This window comes from Agrobacterium sp. fls2-241-TYG-188a, assembly GCF_030209845.1.
On the sequence record NZ_JARVRD010000002.1, the window covers coordinates 398,102 to 419,525 of the forward strand.

Annotated in this window: 19 protein-coding genes; 10 read left to right on the forward strand and 9 right to left on the reverse strand. The window is 58.7% G+C overall.

Annotated elements, in window-relative coordinates:
- Positions 1-44: 44 nt before the first annotated feature.
- Together QRN85_RS08670 and QRN85_RS08675 are read left to right on the forward strand one after the other, a co-directional pair.
- Entirely contained in the window at positions 45-236 is a 192-nt protein-coding gene (locus tag QRN85_RS08670; RefSeq protein ID WP_062586701.1) for a CsbD family protein, read from the forward strand.
- A gap of 152 nt (positions 237-388) precedes the next feature.
- The gene (locus QRN85_RS08675) at positions 389-1,537 is read left to right on the forward strand and encodes a zinc-binding metallopeptidase family protein (RefSeq protein WP_284757486.1); all 1,149 of its coding nucleotides are present in this window, start codon (positions 389-391) and stop codon (positions 1,535-1,537) included.
- Here the strand turns inward: QRN85_RS08675 and QRN85_RS08680 are convergent.
- From QRN85_RS08680 to thrC, 4 genes are read right to left on the reverse strand one after another with little or no spacing between them, the layout of a single operon-like run.
- Complete coding sequence (locus QRN85_RS08680; protein ID WP_062586702.1) at positions 1,516-4,428, reverse strand: EAL domain-containing protein; 2,913 nt, start codon at positions 4,426-4,428, stop codon at positions 1,516-1,518. The two genes, QRN85_RS08675 and QRN85_RS08680, sit on opposite strands and share 22 nt — an antisense overlap.
- 5 nt (positions 4,429-4,433) lie before the next feature.
- Entirely contained in the window at positions 4,434-5,024 is a 591-nt protein-coding gene (locus QRN85_RS08685) for a GNAT family N-acetyltransferase (RefSeq protein WP_062586703.1), read from the reverse strand.
- 46 nt (positions 5,025-5,070) lie between these two features.
- Positions 5,071-6,369 carry a M16 family metallopeptidase gene (locus tag QRN85_RS08690; protein WP_062586704.1) on the reverse strand — a complete coding sequence of 433 codons (1,299 nt, stop codon included), beginning with the start codon at positions 6,367-6,369 and terminating at the stop codon, positions 5,071-5,073.
- Between the two features lie 20 nt (positions 6,370-6,389).
- Entirely contained in the window at positions 6,390-7,787 is a 1,398-nt protein-coding gene (thrC, locus tag QRN85_RS08695; protein WP_062586705.1) for a threonine synthase, read from the reverse strand.
- Between the two features lie 247 nt (positions 7,788-8,034).
- On the opposite strand from thrC, the gene QRN85_RS08700 reads away from it, so the two are divergent.
- On the forward strand, positions 8,035-8,586 hold the full coding sequence (locus QRN85_RS08700) for a PilZ domain-containing protein (RefSeq protein ID WP_200939060.1): 552 nt from the start codon (positions 8,035-8,037) through the stop codon (positions 8,584-8,586).
- Between the two features lie 114 nt (positions 8,587-8,700).
- Here QRN85_RS08700 and QRN85_RS08705 read toward each other — a convergent pair whose 3' ends face one another.
- Positions 8,701-9,390, reverse strand: a complete 690-nt coding sequence (locus tag QRN85_RS08705) for an HAD family hydrolase (protein ID WP_113093895.1) — start codon at positions 9,388-9,390, stop codon at positions 8,701-8,703.
- Between the two features lie 178 nt (positions 9,391-9,568).
- On the opposite strand from QRN85_RS08705, the gene QRN85_RS08710 reads away from it, so the two are divergent.
- The 3 genes from QRN85_RS08710 to QRN85_RS08720 all read left to right on the forward strand — a co-directional run bounded on the left by QRN85_RS08710 (position 9,569) and on the right by QRN85_RS08720 (position 11,444).
- Positions 9,569-10,249 (forward strand): GntR family transcriptional regulator, encoded by a 681-nt coding sequence (locus QRN85_RS08710; protein ID WP_122069916.1) that lies wholly within the window; start codon positions 9,569-9,571, stop codon positions 10,247-10,249.
- 179 nt (positions 10,250-10,428) lie between these two features.
- Positions 10,429-11,007 carry a biotin transporter BioY gene (locus tag QRN85_RS08715; protein WP_113093893.1) on the forward strand — a complete coding sequence of 193 codons (579 nt, stop codon included), beginning with the start codon at positions 10,429-10,431 and terminating at the stop codon, positions 11,005-11,007.
- Positions 11,004-11,444 carry a DUF1284 domain-containing protein gene (locus QRN85_RS08720; RefSeq protein WP_284757494.1) on the forward strand — a complete coding sequence of 147 codons (441 nt, stop codon included), beginning with the start codon at positions 11,004-11,006 and terminating at the stop codon, positions 11,442-11,444. Before QRN85_RS08715 ends, QRN85_RS08720 begins: the two co-directional genes overlap by 4 nt.
- Here the strand turns inward: QRN85_RS08720 and QRN85_RS08725 are convergent.
- The gene (locus QRN85_RS08725; RefSeq protein ID WP_284757495.1) at positions 11,434-12,519 is read right to left on the reverse strand and encodes a hypothetical protein; all 1,086 of its coding nucleotides are present in this window, start codon (positions 12,517-12,519) and stop codon (positions 11,434-11,436) included. The two genes, QRN85_RS08720 and QRN85_RS08725, sit on opposite strands and share 11 nt — an antisense overlap.
- A 346-nt stretch (positions 12,520-12,865) precedes the next feature.
- Between QRN85_RS08725 and QRN85_RS08730 the strand changes: the two genes are divergently transcribed.
- Positions 12,866-14,011 (forward strand): site-specific DNA-methyltransferase, encoded by a 1,146-nt coding sequence (locus QRN85_RS08730; protein ID WP_062586711.1) that lies wholly within the window; start codon positions 12,866-12,868, stop codon positions 14,009-14,011.
- Between the two features lie 419 nt (positions 14,012-14,430).
- Here QRN85_RS08730 and QRN85_RS08735 read toward each other — a convergent pair whose 3' ends face one another.
- Genes QRN85_RS08735 through mutY form a run of 3 tightly spaced genes read right to left on the reverse strand, consistent with a single transcriptional unit; the run spans position 14,431 to position 16,451 of the window.
- Positions 14,431-14,718 (reverse strand): putative quinol monooxygenase, encoded by a 288-nt coding sequence (locus QRN85_RS08735; protein WP_284757498.1) that lies wholly within the window; start codon positions 14,716-14,718, stop codon positions 14,431-14,433.
- A gap of 21 nt (positions 14,719-14,739) precedes the next feature.
- Positions 14,740-15,351 (reverse strand): HAD family hydrolase, encoded by a 612-nt coding sequence (locus QRN85_RS08740; RefSeq protein WP_284757500.1) that lies wholly within the window; start codon positions 15,349-15,351, stop codon positions 14,740-14,742.
- Complete coding sequence (gene mutY / locus QRN85_RS08745) at positions 15,351-16,451, reverse strand: A/G-specific adenine glycosylase (RefSeq protein ID WP_284757501.1); 1,101 nt, start codon at positions 16,449-16,451, stop codon at positions 15,351-15,353. Before mutY ends, QRN85_RS08740 begins: the two co-directional genes overlap by 1 nt.
- An 80-nt stretch (positions 16,452-16,531) precedes the next feature.
- On the opposite strand from mutY, the gene QRN85_RS08750 reads away from it, so the two are divergent.
- The 3 genes from QRN85_RS08750 (at position 16,532) to QRN85_RS08760 (ending at position 21,386) form a co-directional block, all read left to right on the forward strand.
- Positions 16,532-17,044: a DUF721 domain-containing protein gene (locus QRN85_RS08750; RefSeq protein WP_062586715.1), complete on the forward strand. Its 513-nt coding sequence runs from the start codon at positions 16,532-16,534 to the stop codon at positions 17,042-17,044.
- Positions 17,045-17,169: 125 nt separating this feature from the next.
- Positions 17,170-17,850: a DsbA family protein gene (locus QRN85_RS08755; RefSeq protein ID WP_112963960.1), complete on the forward strand. Its 681-nt coding sequence runs from the start codon at positions 17,170-17,172 to the stop codon at positions 17,848-17,850.
- Positions 17,851-17,921: 71 nt separating this feature from the next.
- Positions 17,922-21,386, forward strand: a complete 3,465-nt coding sequence (locus QRN85_RS08760) for a chromosome segregation SMC family protein (protein ID WP_284757503.1) — start codon at positions 17,922-17,924, stop codon at positions 21,384-21,386.
- The last annotated feature ends 38 nt before the right edge of the window (positions 21,387-21,424 follow it).

Genomic DNA, 21,424 nt, shown 5'->3' on the forward strand with positions numbered 1-21,424 from the left:
GGTTGCCAGCGCCATGTCTGGTCAATAATCTAGGGAGAAATACCATGGGTAGCACATCCGATAAAGTAGCTGGTACAGCGAACGAAGTTGCCGGCAAGGTCAAGCAGGGCGTTGGTTCTGCAACGGGCAACGACCGTATGCGCGCCGAAGGCGCTGCTCAGGAAACCAAAGGCAAGGTCCAGAAGACCGTTGGCGATGCGAAAGACGCCGTCAAGGGCGCTGTAGACCGCATGTAATCCTGCGGCTTCCCAGCCAAACGAATTGAATAAGAGCGCATGTGTTTACGAAAAAGCACATGCGCTTTTTTCCGTCCCAATCGACAATTTATTGGCGCCATTTCTGTCTGAACCAAAGAGTTTCGGCGCGGCGCGTTTTCTCGGAGCGTTAAATGCAGCTGTTTTCCTGCGTTGCCTGTGGGCAGCCTGTCCATTTCGACAATCGTTCCTGCGTCAAATGCGGACATCGCCTTGTTTTCGTTCCTGAAAGTCTTTCGATGGAAGCCTTGGAGCCTGCAGGTGACCCGAACTGGTCGCTGGTTTCAGATCCTTCGCGTCAGATCCGTTTCTGCGCAAATGAAGTCAACGATGTCTGCAACTGGTCCGTACCGGCCGACAGCGATCACAAATTCTGCCCGGCCTGCAGCCATAATCGTCTGGTGCCGGATGCTTCGACTGAGGAGGGCGTGGAACAGTGGCGTCGTCTCAGCCAGGCGCAGCGCCATCTTTTTTACTCCATGCTGCGATTGAAGCTGCCACATCCGAATCGCGATGCGGACCCGCAGGGCGGCCTCGTCTTTGATTTTCTGATCGATGAAGTCGCGCCAGATGGCTCCATCATTCCTGCCATGACGGGTCATGACGAGGGCCTAATCGCCATTCGTGCCGCAGAAGCGGACGATGCGACACGCGAGCAGGTTCGCAGCAACATGAACGAGCCATATCGAACGATGCTCGGGCATTTTCGTCACGAGGTCGGCCATTTCATCTGGAACAAGCTTGTGCGTGACGCCAACCGGCTCGAAGCCTGCCGCGAAGTATTCGGAGATGAGCGTGAGGATTATGGCGAGGCGCTGAAGCGCAATTATGAGTCGGGTCCTCAGCCCGGCTGGCAGGAAAATTTCATCAGTTCCTATGCCTCAGTTCACCCCTGGGAGGATTTTGCGGAGTGCTTTGCCCACTATCTCCACATTGTCGATACGCTGGAAACCGCGCACGCCTTTGGTATCGCGATTGAGCCGGAGGGGCATGAGGAGCTGGAAACGGATGTTTCTTTCGAGCCTTACAGCGCCAGAAGCGCCCGCCAGATCGTCAATGCCTGGGTGCCTTTGAGCGTGGCCCTCAACTCCATGCAGCGCAGCATGGGCGAGGCGGATCTCTACCCGTTCGTCCTGACACCCGCCGTCATGGTCAAGCTGGAATTTCTGCACAAGCTGCTGCATGGCAAGGTTCCTGAGGACCAGCAGCAGAACAACTGGCAATCCCAGCCGCAACAGCAGCCCATGCAGTCAGAACAGGATCAGGCTCTCTTGACCACCTGAAAACGCTCACGCAGCAGTCGCAAGGCCTCATCCGGCGTATCCGGGGTGCCAAACAGGAAGCTCTGCCCGTAATGACAATTCATGCGGGCGAGTTCTGCTGCGTCTTCCGGCGTCTCTATGCCTTCTGCCACGACCTGCATTTCAAGTGCCCGCGCCATGGCAATGATCGAGCGAAGAAGCACGTTGCGCTTGTCGCTGGTATTGGCAACCAGCGCCTTGTCCAGCTTGATCGTGTCGAAGGGGAAGCGCGTCAGATAGGCGAGCGAGGAATAGCCGGTTCCGAAATCATCGAGGGCCAGGCTTAGGCCCGTATCCTTCAGTTTCGCTAGAACAAGACGTGCCTGTTCCGGATTTTCCATGACCACCGATTCCGTCAGTTCCAGCTTCAACTGTGCCGGGTTGCAGCGGGTTCGTTGCAACATGCTGCGCACATCGGTGTACAGCTCATTGTTGAGGAGCTGGGCGCTGGAAATGTTCACGGAAATGAAGATCGGCAGCTTGTCGATGGCGTGCTGCCAGTCCATCAGATCGGTCGCGGCCCGCTCGAGTGCGAACATGCCAAGCGGCTCAATGAGCCCCGAAGCCTCGGCAACGGGAATGAACTCGCTTGGAGGGATGTTGCCGCGCTTGGGGTGCTCCCATCGCATCAGCGCCTCAAAGCCCGCCAGCGCGCCATTGTCCAGCTTGATGATCGGCTGGTAGGCAAGCGACAACTCCTTGCGCTCAATGGCGCGGCGAAGATCGCTTTCCATCTGCAGACGGTCCGTGCCCGACGTGCGGAAGGCGGGACGGAACGGTTCCACGCGGTTTCCACCGGCCCGTTTTGCCCGGTACATGGCGAGTTCAGCATCGCTTAAGAGACCGGCGGCATTTTCCTGCTGGTCTATCCAGGACACCAGACCGATGGATGCCGTCAGAATGATTTCGCGATTGGCGAAATTGATCGGCACCATGATCGCCTTGTTCACCGCTTCGGCAAAATCGGCCACTCTTTGCGGGTCGCGTTCCGAGACGAGAATCAACCCGAATTCATCACCGGACAGGCGCGCAAGAGTATCCTGCGGCTTGAGAAGACGGCGCAGACGGCGCGTCAAGGCAATCAGGATGTTATCACCAGCCGCGATGCCAAGCGTGTCGTTGACCAGCTTGTACCGGTCGATGTCGATTGCCATGACCGTTGGTCGCACGGTTTCTCCGTCCGGCGCAAGGTTCAGAACCGATTGCAGCCGGTCGAGAAAGACCTGGCGGTTTGGCAGTCCGGTGAGGTTGTCGCTCAAGGCGTCCTGAAGCAACCGCTCAACGGAATTCTTCTGCTCTGTAATATCGGTGATGGTGCCGACGCAGCGAATGATTTCGCCGTTGGAGCCCAGCACGGGACGGGCGCGAATCTGCAGCCAGTGAAAATGCCCGTCTTCGGCGCGAATGCGAAATTCGTGGTTGAGGCGTCCCTTGCGGTGATCCAAGAGGACATCGAGCGTGGCCTTGAAACGGTCGCGGTCATCAGGGTGGAGGCGCGGCAGCCAGTTGCGGGCCGCTCCGTGCATCGTGCCGGGATTAAGCCCAAGCTTGACCGAAACATCGGGCGTCGTCACGATCCGGTCGCGTGTCACATCCCAGTCCCAGACGGTATCGCCACTGCCGGTCAGGGCCAGCGATTGCCGCTCCAGATCGGAGAACAGGCCCTGTTGATAGGCGCTGCCCGCGAAGGCGTGTTGAATAACGGTAAAGCCGATTAGAAGCACGATCAGGACAAGGCCACCGCCCAGCGCGGGCTGGACGATATCATTGTCGAGCTGCCCGGTCACCGTCAGCCAGCTTCCGAACAGCCACACCAGAATGAGCGCCCATGAGGGCACAAGCAGAATGGCGCGGTCGTAGCGGTTGAAGCCGAGATAGATGATCAGCACGATCCCTGCCGTCGCCGTCAGCGCAAAGGACAGCCGGGCAATGCCCGAGGCGATGGAGGGATCATAGATGGCGACGCCGAACAGCGCGCCAAGCCCGATAATCCAGGCAAATGTCGCATAGCCAAGATGGGCGTGCCATCTGTTGAGATTGAGATAGGTAAACAGGAAGACGACGAAACTGGACGCAAGTGCCACCTCCGCGCCCGCTCGCCATATTCGTTCATCGCTGGAGGTGACCGTGATCAGCTTTTCCAGAAAGCCGAAATCGACGCAGATATAGGCGAGAACCGCCCAGGAAAGGGCTGCCGATGCCGGCAGAACCGAGGTGCCCTTGACCACGAAGAGAATGGTCAGCAACACCGCCAGCAGGCCGGCAATGCCAAGCACGATGCCGCGATAGAGCGTGAACGCGTTGATTGTGTCCTTGTAGGCTTCCGGTTCCCAAAGATAAAGCTGCGGCAATTGCGGCGTGGAAAGTTCTGCTACAAAGGTGATGACGGCACCCGGGTTCAGCGTGATGCGAAAGACGTCTGCGTCGGCACTTGGCTGTCGGTCCAGCGCGAAGCCTTCGCTGGGGGTGATAGCGATAATGCGCTGCGAGCCGAGGTCAGGCCAGAAAAGCTTGGAATTGACCAGACGGAAATGCGGCGCGACGATCACGCGCTCCAGCTGTTCCTCGGAAACGTTGGCGAGCGCAAACACCGCCCAGTCGCCCTGGTGGGTGGGGGAAGACGCGCGCACCTCGATGCGTCTGCGAATGCCATCTGGTCCCGGTGCCGTTGAAACCTGAAAGGCTTCGCCCTGATTGGCGTAAATGTCGGTGGTGGCCGTCAGATCGAGCGCATTGTCATCGCGGGAGATTTTGACGGGCTCGAATGCATGGGCCTGCGCTGCGAAGAACACGCAGACGAAAAGCAGGGAAATGAAGCGCGCTGCGGCCACGAAAGGTCTGATGAGGCGCGACGCAAGGCTGTTATATGTCATTTATCCTACTGCGTCCCGACGGGATTTTGACTGTCGGAGATGAGGGAGAACATGACATGGTCCCGCCACTCGCCGTTAATTTTAAGATATTCCCGCAAGAGGCCTTCCCGCTGAAATCCGGCATTTTCAAGCAGCCGTATGCTTTTGAAGTTCTCTGGAATACAGGCTGCCTCAATTCGGTGCAACTGAAGTCCGTTGAAGATGTAGGGTATTACCAGCTTTAATGCGGCAGACATATGGCCTTGGGCAGCATATGGCTCGCCAATCCAATATCCGATCATGCAGCTTTGCGCGGCACCACGCCTGATATAGCCCACCGTAATGCCGCCCAGAAGCGTGGTGTTCTGTTGAAACAGCAGCATGGAGACCGCAAGGCCGGAGGCAAATTCCTGGCCGTTGCGGGTAACCCTCACGCGAAAGGAGCTCTCGGTCAGCTCGTCGGCGCGCCAGGTCGGTTCCCACGGCTGCAGAAACTGCCTGCTTTCTGAACGCAGCTTGTACCACTGCCGATAATCCGAATATCGCGGCAGTCTCAGCAGGTAGTCGGCATTGCGAAGTTCTGGCGTATCACTGTTGCGGGAAAGAAAACGCAGCATGTAAGGTCAAACCTCATCCCACTTGCCACGGACACATGCCCTGCCGTCAGCCGTTTGCCTGAATCTTGATGGACGGCGATGCGGAAAGCTCCGCCGTAATGTCCGATAGCGGCGAGAGGTTTTCCAGCGGGCCGATAGCAGACAATGTCGGAACCTTATCGAAAAACAGCCGTCCCGCAAGATCGGTCAGACGCTCTGTGGTGATGTCCCCCAGACGCGTCATCATCTCGTCATTGGGAATCGGGCGGCCATAGAGCATCATCTGGCGTGCGATCTGGCCTGCACGGGCCGCCGGGCTTTCCTGACCCATCAGAAGCTGGGCGCGAATCTGGGCGCGGGCGCGGTCGATTTCCACCTGATGAATGGTCTGCGAGGACTTGCGAAGCTCATCGATGATGACGGGCACCAGTTCCGGCAGGTCGTTGCTGCCGGTGGCGGCGTGAATGCCGAAAATGCCCGTATCGGAAAAGCCCCAATGGAAAGCATAGACCGAGTAGCACAGACCGCGATACTCGCGCACTTCCTGGAACAGGCGAGAGGACATGCCACCGCCGAGAATGTTGGCGAGGATCTGCGAACAATAGAAATCGCGCGCGTGATAGGCCTTGCCTTCAAAGCCCAGCAGAACCTGAGCGTCCATGAGATCGCGCGCCTCACGTATTTCGCCGCCCGTATAGATGGCTTTTTCCATCACAGGAGTAGCAATTGGCTGCTGCGGCAATCCGGCGAAGCGCTGCTCCACCTGCTTGACGAAGCTTTCATGATCCACCGCACCAGCGGCCACCACGAAGATACGATCAGTCGTGTAGTTTCTCGCCAGATAATGGCGAATCTGCCCGGTCGTGAAGGACTGAACCGTATCCGGCGTGCCGAGAATGGGGCGGCCGATGGTCTGGTCGCGATAGGCGACACCGGAGAAATTGTCGAAGATCACGTCGTCGGGCGTGTCAGTCGCCGCGCCGATTTCCTGAAGAATGACATTCTTCTCGCGCTCAAGCTCCGCCTCTTCGAAAGCGGACTCAGTCAAAATGTCGGCCAGAATGTCGACGGCAAGCGGCACGTGGTCTTTCAGCACGCGGGCGTAGTAGGACGTCGTTTCGGTGGATGTGGCAGCATTGACCTCGCCACCGACATTCTCGATTTCCTCGGCAATCTGTCTCGCCGTACGTCTCGCCGTACCCTTGAAGGCCATATGTTCGAGAAGATGGGCGATGCCATGCTCGTCATCTGTCTCGTTGCGTGAGCCGGACTTGATCCACACGCCGAGAGCGACGCTTTCAAGATGTGGCATTCTTTCCGTAACAACGGTCAACCCGGAGGCAAGCCGGGTCACATTTACACTCATATCACGTCTTTCCGCGTTGCTTAACTCTTGGCGCGAGCATGGTTTCCGATGAAGGTTTCAACGGCGTTCAGCTCAGCATCCAGAATATCGAAACGCTCCTCCCGGTTCATAAGATCAGCAAGCCATAGTGGAAGGGCAGGATCGATTGCGCAAGCGGATTTTACAGCTGCAGGAAATTTCGCTGGATGCGCGGTGGACAAAGTCACCATCGGGCTCTTTGATTTCTCATGCTTTTTCGCAACGAACACGGCCGTTGCCGTGTGCGGGTCGAGCAGATATCCCGTCTGCGCCAGCGTGTCTCTGATGGTGTCGGCTACCTGTTTTTCGGTGGCGCGGCCAGCCCGGAAGTCGCGCTTGATGAACTTCATGGCCTTGTCGCCGATCTCGAAAGCGCCGGATTGCTTGAGCCCGTCCATGGAGCGTTTGACGGCGGATGCGTCGCGGTCATAGGCTTCAAACAGAAGACGCTCGAAGTTGGACGAAATCTGAATGTCCATGGAAGGCGAGGTCGTTGCGTGCACGCCGCGCATTTCATAGCGACCCGTTGCAAGCGTGCGCGCCAGAATGTCGTTGTCATTGGTGGCGATCACCAGCTTGTCGATCGGCAAGCCCATCTGCTTGGCGACGTAGCCCGCGAAAATATCGCCGAAATTGCCGGTCGGCACGGTGAAGGAGACCTTGCGGTCCGGGCTGCCAAGCGAAAGGGCGGCGGTGAAGTAATAGACCACCTGCGCCATGATGCGCGCCCAGTTGATGGAGTTGACGCCGGACAGCTTGACGCTATCGCGGAATTTGACGTCGTTGAACATCTCTTTGACGAGGTTCTGGCAGTCATCGAAATTGCCATGAACAGCCACGGCATGAACGTTGGATGCCGTCGAGCTCGTCATCTGTCGCTGCTGGACCGGCGATACCTTGCCATGCGGAAACAGGATGAAGATGTCGGTGCGCTCACGTCCGGCAAAAGCGTCGATGGCTGCGCCGCCAGTATCGCCGGAGGTCGCGCCGACAATCGTCGCGCGTTCGTTGCGCTGCGCCAGCGTGTAGTCCATCAGGCGGGCGATGAGCTGCATGGCCACGTCCTTGAACGCAAGTGTCGTGCCGTGGAACAGTTCAAGAATGAAGGAGTTGGGGCCGGTCTGAACCAGGGGAGCAACGGCCGGGTGCCGGAACGTGGCGTAAGCATCGTCGATCATCGAGCGGAAGACGTCGGCGGGAATTTCATCGCCGGTGAAGCGATAGAGAACCTCGAAGGCGACTTCCTGATAGGATTTTCCGCGCAGGGCACGAATTTCCTTTTTGGACATGGTCGGCCATTTGCGCGGAACATACAGTCCGCCGTCACGCGCCAGACCCGCCAGAAGCGCGTCGGAAAAACCCAGCGATGGGGCGCTGCCCCTGGTCGATACATATTCCACGAGATGGTCCCTTGTCGTCTATCAGGCAAATGTCGTCAGCATCTTATCCGCGGAAAAGCTGCTTTTGGCCTGTTTGACATGCTTTTTGCAAAATTGAAGCAAATCCGAACTCAGCCAATCGATTTTTTCCAGCGCCGCTGCTATAGACCATCGCCGACAGGCTTGAAAGGCCAATAAACAGCTTCTGCGGTCCTGTATCGGGATAGTTTTGAGAGGGTTGAACAGAGTGACAAGTCATCTTTTGCGTTTGTCTGCCGCCATATCGCTTCTGGCCGTACTTGCGGGCTGCAACTCTTCCAATCCATCGGATTCGCTTGCCGTGAACCCGCCCGCTGCCGAGGCAGTGGCGCCGGTCGTGCAGGCAAACTGCCCCGCCATTACCATTCTCGATAGCAGCGCAGTTCACCGTGTCTATGCCGGTGGCGCGAAGGATGATCCCAGCAAGCTCATCTATCAGGCGTCGCTTTCCGATACGACGCGCTCCTGCAGCATGAGCGATGCAACGCTGACTGTTAACGTGCTGGCACAGGGCCGGTTGGTTCCGGGCCCGCTTTCCAAGCCCGGCCGCGTCAACCTGCCCATTCGCGTCACCGTTAAGGATGGGAACGGCGAGATATTCTCGCAGGTCACAAATTTCCCCGTCGATGTCCCCGCTGGCAGCGCCGGTACGCAGTTCATCTTCAACAACCCCAACGTCGCCATTCCCAATGCTCCGGGCGGCGCATCGCGTCAGACCAACGTCTTCATCTCCTTCGATGATGCTTCCAAGGTCAGCACGAAGAAGGGTCGCCGCGGATAATCTTTTCCGAGGCTTGAAGTACGACAAAGAAAAAAGCCCTGTGCCGATGCGCGCAGGGCTTTTTTATGTGGTCCAGCTGAGCAGCCCTGATTGTCAGTGCTGGCCGGGCGCGTTTCAGGCAACGCCGACCCACTCGGACAGCGCCTGAATGGTGGCAGGCAGGTCCTGCATCCGGGAAATGACGGTTTCGGCGCCCGCATCCGTCAGCCGGTCGGCATGGCTTGGGTAGGTGTGAGAGGCGCCCGTAAAGCCGATAACACGCATTCCCGCCGCTCTTGCGCCGGTGATGCCATGGACGGAGTCCTCGATAACGATCACCCGATCGGGCGAAACGTTGAATTGCTGTGCGCCGTGCAGGAAAATATCGGGCTTTGGCTTGACCCGATCCGCACCGAGATCCTTGGCAGAATAGATATGACCGTCGAAATAGGGCTTGAGGCCGACCTTCGTCAGCATCATGTCCAGCCTTTCGCTTGACGAGTTCGAGCAGATGCAGCGAGGCGTCGTGAGGCGAGACAGGGCCATTTTGACGCCATCGATGATCTTCACGTCGCGTTCCAGACGCGCATCCAGCAGCTTTTCGGATTTTTCCAGCAGGGAGGCGGAGAGGGGGATGCTGGCTTCGCGCTCCACTGCCAGAAGGATGTTTTTCCAGGTCATGCCGGAGAAGCGTTCGCCCATCTCTTCCGTCGAAATTGGGTAACCTGCGTCCGTCAACAGGCGGGATTCGACCTGTGCTGCAATGATTTCGGAATCGACAAGAACACCGTCGCAGTCGAAAATGATGAGGTCAAAGCCACTCATGGGCTCTCCTTAGCGATTGAATGTGAAGAAGTGAGTGATCGCGCAAGCGTGTGCGGCTTTTAGACCATGTCGCGGGCAAGCTCAACCGACACCGATGCAAACGAGCCTTGCGCGAGGTCCGCTTCGCGCGGCTCGATGCCTTGCTCGACAAGTTTCAAATGGCACCTTATGTCAGGTCATGGCCAAAACTCCGAAGAACAAACCTGACGACACGATAGCGGCGAAGATCAGCAGAACGCTTGCCGATCGCATCATGCGCGGAGAGCTGGGGCCGGGCGCACGGTTGCGACAGGATCACGTCGCGGAAGAGTTCGGCGCGTCGCATGTGCCCGTCCGCGAAGCGTTTCGCCGTTTGGAAGCGCAGGGGCTTGCGGTCAGCATTCCCCGCCGTGGTGTGCGTGTGGCGGATTTCGGACTGGCGGATGTGCAGGAGGTTGCACAGATGCGGGCGGCGCTGGAGGTTCTGGCCTTGCGCCATGCCATTCCGCACATGACCGCCACCATTCTCGATGAAGCCGAAGCGGCCACCATTGCAGGGGATGGCGCCATGGATGTGCGCCAGTGGGAGGAAGCGAACCGCCGTTTCCACCGGCTGATTACTGCGCCCTGCAACATGCCGCGATTGATGGAGGCGATTGACGGGCTACATGCGGCGAGTGCCCGGTTCCTGTTTTCGGCATGGCGGACGGGTTGGGAGCGGCGCACCGACACAGATCATCGTGCCATCATCGATGCCCTGCGCGCAGACCGCACGGAAGAAGCAATCCGTATTCTCGATGGTCACGTCCAGTGGATTGGCCGCACCGCATTGCGCACACCCGCTGGCGTAACGCGAGACGCATTCGCGATCGTCGGATAAATTATAGATAATTTTAAGTCGATCTAACACACTGTGATTCCTAGGTTTATCGGGAAGTCATTCACAGGGTGGGCCACCGCATTATGCGCAATATCCAGATTTGCTGGACTCATGTTCTTAATCTCCTCTATCAATGCAGTCGTCTTGGTAAATTATCTATAATTTGAAAGGGAGCCATCATGAGTGTTCAGTTTCGGACCGCGCCGGTCGGATTCTTCGACCTTCCATCAAAATCTTTCGTCCAGCAGGCATTGTTCGTCGTTGCGGGAACGCTGGTCCTGGCATTGGCGTCACGTATTCAGGTGCCGATGGTGCCGGTGCCGATAACGATGCAGACTTTTGCCGTCACCATGATCGGTGCTTTGTACGGCTGGCGGCTGGCCGGGCTGACGGTGCTGGCCTGGCTGGGTGAAGCCATGCTCGGCCTGCCGGTTCTGGCCGGCGGCGCTTCGGGTCTTGCGCCCTTCGTCGGTCCCACCGCAGGCTATCTCGTATCCTTTCCGATCATGGCCGTGCTTGTTGGTTTTATGACCGAAAGGGGCATCCACGGTCACCGCCCCGTCGCCGGTTTCCTGCTGCATTTCGGTGCGAATGCCCTGGGTCTGGCGCTTGGTTGGGCGTGGCTTGCGGGGCTCATCGGTGCTGAGAAGGCATGGATGGCGGGTGTCGCCCCCTTCATCCTCGGCGCAGTGCTGAAATCGGCGCTGGCCGCAGCTGTCCTGCGGGCAATGGCACAGAAGACACCGGCATCACAGTGACCGTTCGTCTGAGGCCACACCATCTCCTGTGTATGCTCACCTATGTCGGCAAGGGCTACACACCGGGCTTCACGGTCAATTATGACCGTGTCGCCGCCCGGCTACGAGATGGGGAAGAGATCGAAATCATTTCCGGACCCGACGACATCTGTGGGCCCTTGCTGACAAACAGGGACTCGCATTGTTTCAAAGCGAGTGTGACGAACCGCGATACAAAGGCTTTGGAGGCTGTTGCGCAGTGGCTCGGCCGTCGTCTGGAGATCGGCAGCCGCATCGTTCCAGATGCGGCTCTCATTCGACAGATGCGCGCAGGCTTCCAGCGGGGTGACCTGCGAAAGCCATGCTCGGGCTGCGAATGGACGCAACTGTGCGATCATGTAGCAAGCATGGATTTCTGCGGCGTCAGGACGGCGCCGCAGCCGGACATCAGTCCGTAATGCTCAGTTCCGTCCGCTCGGATGCGGTCACGGTGGCGGTCACGATTTTCGGCTCGCGCTTCGTCTTGTCGCCATAGGTTACCTTCACCGAGTAGTTGCCGGGATGGAGGGTTTCCTGATGCGTGGTGCCGTAGCGGCCTGAAACCTCCTTTTGCGTGCCCTGGAGATCCTTCGTCGTTTCAAGAATGTCGATCCGCTGGGCGTCCTTGGCATTTATGGCCAGAACACCGGCGTTCAGATTGACGGTGACATTGACCCGCTGGCCAGCCGTCACGGTGAACGGGGTTTCAACCATGACCTTCCCAAGGCGCGCACGCATGATGAAGCTGCCGGCGGGCATCTGCATCAGCTTGTTCACACCATAGGTTCCGGTCAGGGTTTCGCGGGTGCCATCCAGCGTCTCTTCCGTTGAGACGGTCTCGAAGCGGATATTGTCAGTCTCGACAGCCTTGCCGCCTTCCTTGTAGACGGCATTGGCATAGACGACACCACTTGGAATGATCAGGTCGTGGCTGATGGTTTCACCGGCCTTGACGGTGACGGTTCCCTGCGCGCGCGCCGGGCCGATGCGACCTTCCAGCGCCAGTTCGCCTGCGGGTACGAAAATCTGCTTGCTGCCATAGATGCTGTCGCTGAATGTCGCGCCCTGCTTTACGTCGACACGGGCCTGCGGCTCCGCTTCCTTGCTGTCGGCGCTGCGCTTGGGGACCACCGTCAACTGTGCGGCGTTGAAATCGGCTGTGACTTCGGCAACTGCACCGTCCTTGATCTCGACGGGAATTTGGCGGGTAATATTCCCCAATGAGGCCACGGCAACATATTTGCCCGGCGGAATTTTCTCTTCAAAGGTCGCGTCATAGGCGCCGCCGACATTCTCGTCGCTCTGGCCGCCCGCGCTGTCGGCCTTGTAGAAGTCCCACCGCACCCGGTCGCTATCTCCAAGCGAAGGACCGCCTTTGACCAGCACCGCATCCGTCTTGACGTTGATCTGCGGCTTGGGAACAGGCGGGGAGGCGCTCTGTGCCAAGGCGCTGCCTGCAAGAAGCGTCGAAACTATGATGAGAGAAATGCGCATATTCACTGGACCCCTGCAACCCTTACCCTTTTGCTTCACCACACAGATGGCGCGCAAAATTCCGAAATCACAACGCCAAAAGTGACGACTGGTTCCATTGCGCACCACCGATTACCGGAATGGTGGCAAATTCGTCCCATCATCTCAGCTTAAATCGATGCCCAGGTGTCGATAAGTGATCCATCAAGAAGGTCTACGGTTAACCCTGATAATAAATCCGCGATGGCAGTTCGCGTATTTTTTTACGCACTTAGCGTGATTTTGTTGCGCTCGTTCAGGGTTTGATAACCAAACTCGGTAACCATAAGCCTCAGTTCAGTTGAGTAAGCGTATGGAGCGAGTAACTATGGCATCAGTGTTTCCGCTGGCCGATTTTCGGCGTGCCGGTTTTGATCTTGCAGGTGAAAGCGACGCCTGGAAAGACAGCATCATCAAGGGCGATTGCGTCGCCGCGCTAGAGGCACTTCCCAGCCAGTCCGTCGATGCGATTTTTGCTGACCCCCCATACAATCTGCAGCTGGGCGGCACGCTCCACCGCCCAGACCAGTCCCTGGTCGATGCTGTCGATAATGACTGGGACCAGTTCGCCTCATTCGAGGCCTATGATGCCTTCACCCGCGCCTGGCTTCTGGCCTGCCGCCGTGTATTGAAGCCCAATGGCACCATCTGGGTCATCGGCTCCTATCACAACATCTACCGCGTCGGCTCCATTCTTCAGGACATGAACTTCTGGATCCTCAACGACATCGTCTGGCGCAAGACCAACCCGATGCCGAATTTCAAGGGTCGCCGGTTCCAGAACGCGCATGAAACGATGATCTGGGCCAGCCGCGATGCCAAGGCCAAGAGCTATACGTTCAATTACGAAGCGATGAAGGCATCCAATGACGATGTGCAGATGCGCTCAGACTGGCTGTTTCCGATTTGCAGCGGTGGCGAACGCCTGAAGGGCGATGACGGCAAAAAGGTTCATCCGACCCAGAAGCCGGAAGCCTTGCTGGCCCGCGTCATCATGGCCTCCACGAAGCCCGGCGATGTTGTGCTGGACCCCTTCTTCGGCTCCGGCACAACGGGCGCCGTCGCAAAACGTCTCGGCCGCCACTTCGTCGGCATCGAGCGCGAGCAGGAGTATATTGATGCGGCATCAGCCCGTATCGCCGCCGTCGAGCCTCTGGGCAAGGCGGAGCTGACGGTCATGACCGGCAAGAAGGCCGAGCCGCGCGTTGCCTTCAACGTTCTTCTCGAAAGCGGTCTTGTTCGTCCGGGCCAGGTGCTGACCGATGCCAAGCGTCGTTACAGCGCCATCATCCGGGCAGATGGCACCATCGCATCCGGTGGAGAGGCAGGATCGATCCATCGCCTTGGCGCAAGAGTTCAGGGGCTGGATGCCTGCAACGGCTGGACGTTCTGGCACACGATCGAGGGCGACAGCCTGAAACCCATCGATGATCTGCGAACCCTTATCCGCAGCGAAATGGCAAAGGCCGAGTAAAAAGCGATCCACCGCCTCGCCTTAGCGATAGGCCGTTCCGACGGCCTGCCATACTTCATCCGGTTTAGTACCTTCAGTCCCGGATGAAGGGTGACTGACGCCCGGCGTTTCCTGGACGCCGGGCGTCAGTGCGTCCAGATTAAGCATGAACGTATTTTATAAAATAAATCAATTGCATGGCAAGTTTGGAGCAAGTAAGGGTGTGTAGCTAATTTGTCCAAGGGAGAGGCAATCAAGCCGCGCCGCACCGCCTGCGAAATCTTTCTGGTTTCGCATCCTGTGGGTGAAGATCAATAAGGGCGGCATTTTCCCAATATGACATTAACGAATCCGACCGCTTGCGGACGGACTGGTGCAGGTTGAAGACCGCCATTTTCGCCTGCACCAGACACTTTTCTTTCCTCAGCGCCAGAGAATGTCTATTCGCCTTTGCGAATGGTATAGTCGCGTGAAATTCCCTGCGTCACGACAAACCATCCCGAACTTTTGATGCGCTGTTGATGGGCATCGAAAGCGGCCTGATCCGAAAATATCTCGGAGACGAGATATCGCCCTGCGACATCGTTGCTGGGCACGACTTCGAAGAACAGGCAGCCCGGTTCGGCAAGGGTGAGTTCTATGTGCAGCGGCAACGCTTCAGCAACGGCTTGCAGACGATCTGGCGGCACATCGATGTGGCCTTGGAGATAAACCTTGTCGTTTGGCATGGTTTCGTGGTCCCCGTGATATCAGACTTTGATGCCGAATTCGGCCAGGTCGGCCTTCAGCTTCTCCGCACCGGTAAAATGCACAGCCTGCCATCCGGCAGCCTTTGCACCTTCGACATTCGCCAATGCGTCATCGATGAAAATGCTGCTGGCCGGGTCCAGCCCGAATGTCTGCGCGTGCAATTCATAGATCGCCACATCGGGCTTGATCAGGCCGACATCGCCCGAAACGGTCACGCCACGGGAAAGCGTGAGGAACGGATACATCTTCTGCGCCTCGCGAAAAGTGTCGGAGGCGAAATTCGTCAGCATGGTCACGTCGTGGCCGCCATCGATCAGGCCTTTGAGAATGGCGACGGAATCGTCATAGGAATGCGAAACCATTTCGTGCCAGTGCAGGCGAAAGGCGCGGATGGTCTCTTCGTGGTCGGGGTGATCCTGCAAAAGCAGCGCCTCGGCATCCGCCCATGTCCGGCCCCGGTCCTGTTCCAGGTTCCATTCATGGGTGCAGACATTTTCAAAAAACCATGCCCGCTCCGCCGCATCCGGGATGAGGCGGCTATAGGGAATGTTGGGGTCGTAATGGATCAAAACCTTGCCGATGTCGAAAACGATGTGGTTGATCTTGGTCATCAATTTTTCCTGCTCTTATCAAATGCCAGAGGAATAGCCTGAGAGATGGCTTTTTTCATCACTGTCGGCAGCGCCTGGGCATCAAGATTTGTGACCGGCTCCCACCATTCGTCATTTGCCCCGGTGGTTATTCCGCTTGCGACCTTCGCCCGGAAGATGGACAGCCGAAGCTCGAAATGGGTGAAGACGTGGGTGATTGCGCCGGCGGCTTCCCACTCGGCAGCAAAGGGTGCGTGATCGGTGTCTATGCCGCCATCGATCCGCGCCGTCCATGCAGTTGTCGGCACTTCGGTCATGCCGCCCAGCAATCCGGTGTCGACGCGGCGGCGCAGCAGGATTTCTCCCCTGTCGTTGACCGCGATGAAAGCTGCGCCGACACGAACCGGCTTTTGTTTCTTGGCCGCCTTGACCGGAAACCGCTCCGGCTCATCCTGCGAAAGCGCCAGACAGTGGCCGTTGAACGGACAGAGCGCGCAGGCGGGGCGCTTGGGGGTGCAGATCGTTGCGCCGAGGTCCATCATGGCTTGCGCAAAATCACCCGGACGGTCGGCAGGTGTTATGTCCGCCACCTTCGCCCGCATCACGCCCTTGGAGCCGGGCAGGGGTGCATCGATGCAAAACAGGCGGGAAATCACGCGTTCCACATTGCCATCCAACACGGCGGATTGCCGGTTGAAGGCGATGGCCGCAACGGCTGCCGCCGTATAATCGCCGATGCCGGGCAGTTTCTTCAGGCCTTCCTCGGTGTCGGGAAAGACGCCGCCATGCTCGCTTGCGACGGCTTCGGCGCACTTCTTCAAATTGCGCGCACGGGCGTAATAGCCAAGCCCCGCCCAGGCGGCCATTACGTCCACGTTGGTGGCGGCGGCCAGATCCTCGACCCTTGGCCACAGCGCCAGAAACTTGGCGAAGTAAGGCTTTACCGCCTGAACGGTCGTCTGCTGAAGCATGACTTCCGACAGCCAGACGTGATAGGGATTGGCCCGCAGGCCCTTTGCCGCCATGGGCGGCGATGTGCGCCATGGCAGGTCGCGATGATGTCTGTCGTACCATGCCAGCAGCATGTCCGCATAAGGCGGATTTTCGATTTTATGAAGCATGGTTTGCTGTGGCCCTCTTATTGCGGCTATACTTGGTTCATCCGCCTGCGTCGATCAAGCCATCAGTTCATGAGCATCCAATGAAAAAGCCTCGCAAAGGCGTCATCCAGATTGCCGAAATCGCAAACGGCATCATCGATCCGGTTCTGGCAAAGAGAGCCGGTATCAGCACCTCGCTGCTGGGTTCCTGGGACGAGATCGCAGGGGCGGATTTTGCAGATTGCACGCGCCCGGAAAAGATCACCTGGCCGCGTCGCGACGAGGGGCCGGACCGTGGCGGCTACCAGCCCGGTGTCCTGACCATTGCCTGTGAAGGTGCGCGCGCACTTTTCCTGACCCACGCCCAGGGTGAGTTGATTTCCCGCATCAACGGCTTCTTCGGCTTCCCCGCCGTTCGCCAGATCAGGATCGTCCAGAAGCCCGTGTCTCAGACCCTGAACCGTCGTCCAAAGCCACAGCCTTTGCGCGGCGAAGCCGCCCGGCGTTTGGAAGGCATGATGGAGGGCATCGAGAGCGAAGCCCTGCGCAAGGCGGTGGAGCGTCTGGGCACAGCCGTCATGCAGAAAAAACGCGCCGGCGGACGGATAATTTAGCGACAAGCTGTCCTTGACTGGTCACAATTCTTTGACAAGAAGAAGAGAAATGGCTGCTTGTTATGAACGGGTTGCCGCTATATCGGAATCGCAGACAAATGAGTCTTTCAAAAACAGGTGCTTTCATGCATTTTCCCGAATTCAATATGACCCGTCGCAACCTCCTGGGCGGCGTTGCGCTTGCTGCGGTTTCAGCGGCACTGCCTTTTGCCTTGCTGCCGAATGAGGCGCTTGCGCAGGAACTGCCTGAATCGTCAGGCAATGTGGACATGGCAGAGGTCATGAAGCCCGGCCCGCTGCCGGACCGTGCGCTGGGTGATGCCAATGCTCCTGTAAAGATCGTCGAATACATGTCGATGACCTGCCCGCACTGCGCGCATTTCCACAATACGACCTTCGAGGAAATCAAGAAGAAGTATATCGACACCGGCAAGGTCTATTTCGTCATTCGCGAATTCCCGTTCGATCCGCGCGCTGCCGCTGCCTTCATGCTGGCCCGTTGCGCGCCTGAACAGCAGTATTATCCGTTCGTTTCCATGCTGTTCAAGCAGCAGCAGACATGGGCAACCGCGCAGGATGCACGCGCCGCCCTGCTGCAAATGTCGAAACTGGCCGGTTTTTCACAGGAGACATTCGAGGCCTGCTTGACGAACCAGAAGCTTCTGGATGATGTGAACGCAACGATGCAACGCGGTGCGACTGAGTTTGGCGTCAACTCGACCCCAACCTTCATCATCAATGGAAAGCGCTACGCTGGAGACATGTCTGTGGAAAAAATGTCGGCTCTGGTCGACAGCCTTCTCTAAAAGACGTTACCGGACAAAAACGGGCGACGGATGCTTCCGTGCGCCCGTTTTTTTGCATTTGAGGCGGCGGCATGAAGTTCAATAAGCTGCGGCTCCTCGGCTTCAAATCCTTCGTTGAGCCTTCCGAATTCCTCATCGAGCCGGGGCTGACCGGCGTCGTCGGACCCAATGGTTGCGGAAAGTCAAATCTTGTTGAAGCCCTTCGCTGGGTGATGGGCGAGAACTCCTACAAGAACATGCGCGCGTCCGGCATGGATGACGTGATTTTCTCGGGCTCCGGCAATCGCCCCGCGCGCAACACCGCCGAAGTCGGCCTCTATCTCGATAATTCCGACCGTACCGCGCCCGCTGCCTTCAACGATGCCGATGAAATTCAGGTCACGCGCCGCATCGAGCGCGAGAACGGCTCGGTCTATCGCATCAACGGCAAGGAAGCCCGCGCCAAGGATGTGCAGCTTCTGTTTGCCGATGCATCGACCGGCGCCCGCTCGCCGTCGATGGTGGGGCAGGGGCGTATCGGCGAACTCATCAATGCGAAACCGCAGGCGCGCCGGCAATTGCTGGAAGAGGCAGCAGGCATTTCCGGCCTGCATTCGCGCAGGCACGAGGCGGAACTGCGCCTGCGTGCGGCGGAGAGCAATCTTGAGCGGCTGGAAGATGTAACGGCGCAGCTGGAAAGCCAGATCGAAAGCCTGAAAAGACAGGCGCGTCAGGCAAACCGCTTCAAGATGCTTTCGGCGGATATCCGCGCCCGTGAAGCCACCCTGCTGCATATTCGCTGGGTGGAAGCCAAGCAGGCGGAGGGCGAGGCGGAAAGCGCGCTCAATCAGGCCACCAATGTGGTCGCCGAAAAGGCGCAGCGGCAGATGGAAGCAGCAAAGGAACAGGGCATCGCCAGTTTCAAGCTGCCGGAACTGCGCGAAAACGAGGCCAAGGTCGCTGCTGCCCTGCAACGTCTGCAAATTGCCCGCACGCAGCTGGACGAAGAAACCAACCGCATCCTTCGCCGCCGCGATGAGCTTGCCCGTCGTCTGGCGCAACTGGGTGAAGATATTGAACGCGAAGAGCGAATGGTTTCCGACAATGCCGAAATCCTCGCCCGGCTGGATGCCGAGGAAGCCGACATCCGCGACATCATGGCCGACTCTGGACGCTATTTCGAGGAGACACGCGAGGCTTTCGAGCTGGCGGCGGCAAAGCTTACCGAGAGCGAGCGCATTTTCGCAAGCCTCACGGCAGAGCGCGCCGAAGCTTCCGCCAATCGCAGTCAGCTTGAGCGCACCATCCGTGATCTCGCAGACCGGAAAGCGCGGCTGGAGCGTCAGGCGTCGGAAGCATCGGCGGAAATCGAAAACATAGACGAAAAACTCTCCGGCCTGCCTGACCCTTCGGAGAAGCGCGAAAGCGTGGAAGCCGCAGAAATCGCCGTCGAGGATGCGTTGATCGTCGTGGAGGAAGCGGAAACAGCCGTTGCCGAGGCGCGGTCTGCGGAAGCCATGGCGCGTGGCCCCGTTGAAGCCGCCCGCAGCCGCCTCAACGCTCTGGAAACCGAATCGAGAACGATTTCGAGAATGCTGGCCGCCGGTGCCGTATCCGGCTCGTTCACGCCCGTGGCTGAAGAGTTGACGGTCAATCGCGGCTTTGAAGCTGCCCTTGGTGCCGCCTTGGGCGATGATCTCGAAAGCCCGCTGGACCCTGCCGCTCCGGCCTACTGGACCGCCAATGGCGAAGGTGAAACCGATCCTTCCCTGCCGGATGGCATTCCTTCCCTGCTTGCGCAGGTGATCGGGCCGGAGGCGCTGAAACGCAGGCTGCGCCAGACGGGCATCGTCTCGACCCTGGATGATGCCAAACGTCTTATGCCTGCTCTCAAACCAGGCCAGCGCCTCGTTACCAGGGATGGTGCGCTGTTCCGGTGGGACGGTCACATTACAAGCGCGGATGCTCCCGGCAACGCCGCCCTGCGGCTGGCCCAGAAAAACCGTCTGGCAGAGCTTGAGGGCGAGGTTGAAGAGGCGCGTTACGCGCTGGAGGAAGCCGAAGAACAGCTGGCTGCCAGCGCCGATCATATCAGACTGGTGGAAAGCCAGCTTGCCGAAGCGCGCGAACGCAGCCGTCTGGCATCCCGCCAGCTGGTTGAGGCGCGTGAGGCGCTGTCCGTGGCTGAACGTGCGTCCGGCGATCTTTTGCGTCGTCGCGATGTCGTCTCTGAAGCGATCAACCAGATCAGCGGCCAGATCGATGACATCGCCATGCAGGAAGAAAACGCCCGGATCGAACTGGAAGAGGCGGTCGATCTCATCGATCTCGATACGCGGCTGCGGGAAAGCCAGCTGGAGGTTGCGACCGACCGCAGCACGGTGGCGGAGGCCCGCGCCCGGCATGAGGGGCTCAGCCGCGAGGCCGAGGCGCAACGACGCCGCATCAATGCCATCGCGCAGGAGCGTGCGACATGGCAGGCCCGTGCCGACAATGCCAGCGGCCATATTGCCACGCTGCGCGCACGCGAGGATGAGGCCCGCGACGAGCTTGCGGAACTGGATATCGCGCCGGAAGAGTTCGACGAAAAGCGCCGCAATCTCCTGACGCAGCTTCAAAAGACCGAAGAAGAACGCCGACTGGCCGCAGACCAGCTTGTCGAGGCGGAGCGTCTGCAGCGTGAGGCTGATCGCATCGCGGCAATTGCCCTGTCGGAGCTTGCCGAGGCCCGCGAAAAACGCGGCCGTGCCGAAGAGCGGCTGGTCTCGGCCCGCGAAAAGCGGCAGGAAAGCGAACATCGCATTCACGAAACGCTCAATGTCGAGCCGCATCTGGCCTTTCGCCTGACGGGCTTGGCTGTCGACGCGCCGATGCCTGAGATCCGCGATGTCGAGCGCGATCTCGACCGGTTGAAAATCGAGCGCGAGAGGCTCGGTGCCGTCAACCTGCGCGCTGAAGAGGAACAGGCGGAACTGTCTGAAAAGCTGGCGGCGCTGATCAAGGAACGCGACGACATCATTGATGCCGTGCGCAAGCTGCGCGCAGGTATTCACAATCTCAACCGCGAGGGACGTGAGCGTCTGGTTGCTGCTTTCGATATCGTCAACACCCAATTCCAGCGCCTGTTCACGCATCTTTTCGGCGGCGGCACGGCGGAACTGCAATTGATCGAATCGGATGATCCGCTCGAGGCGGGCCTTGAAATTCTCGCCCGTCCGCCGGGCAAGAAACCGCAGACCATGACACTGCTTTCGGGTGGGGAGCAGGCGCTCACCGCCATGGCACTTATCTTCGCCGTCTTCCTCACCAATCCCGCGCCAATCTGCGTGCTGGACGAAGTGGACGCGCCGCTGGACGATCACAACGTCGAGCGATACTGCAATCTCATGGACGAGATGGTGGCTTCGACTGAGACCCGTTTCGTCATCATCACCCACAACCCCATCACCATGGCGCGCATGGACCGCCTCTTTGGTGTGACCATGGCCGAACAGGGTGTATCACAGCTCGTGTCCGTGGATCTGCAGGTGGCGGAAAGATTGGCTGAGGCGGGGTGATTGTCCGATATCGGAAGGTGGCCCTTGCGCAGGTTCCG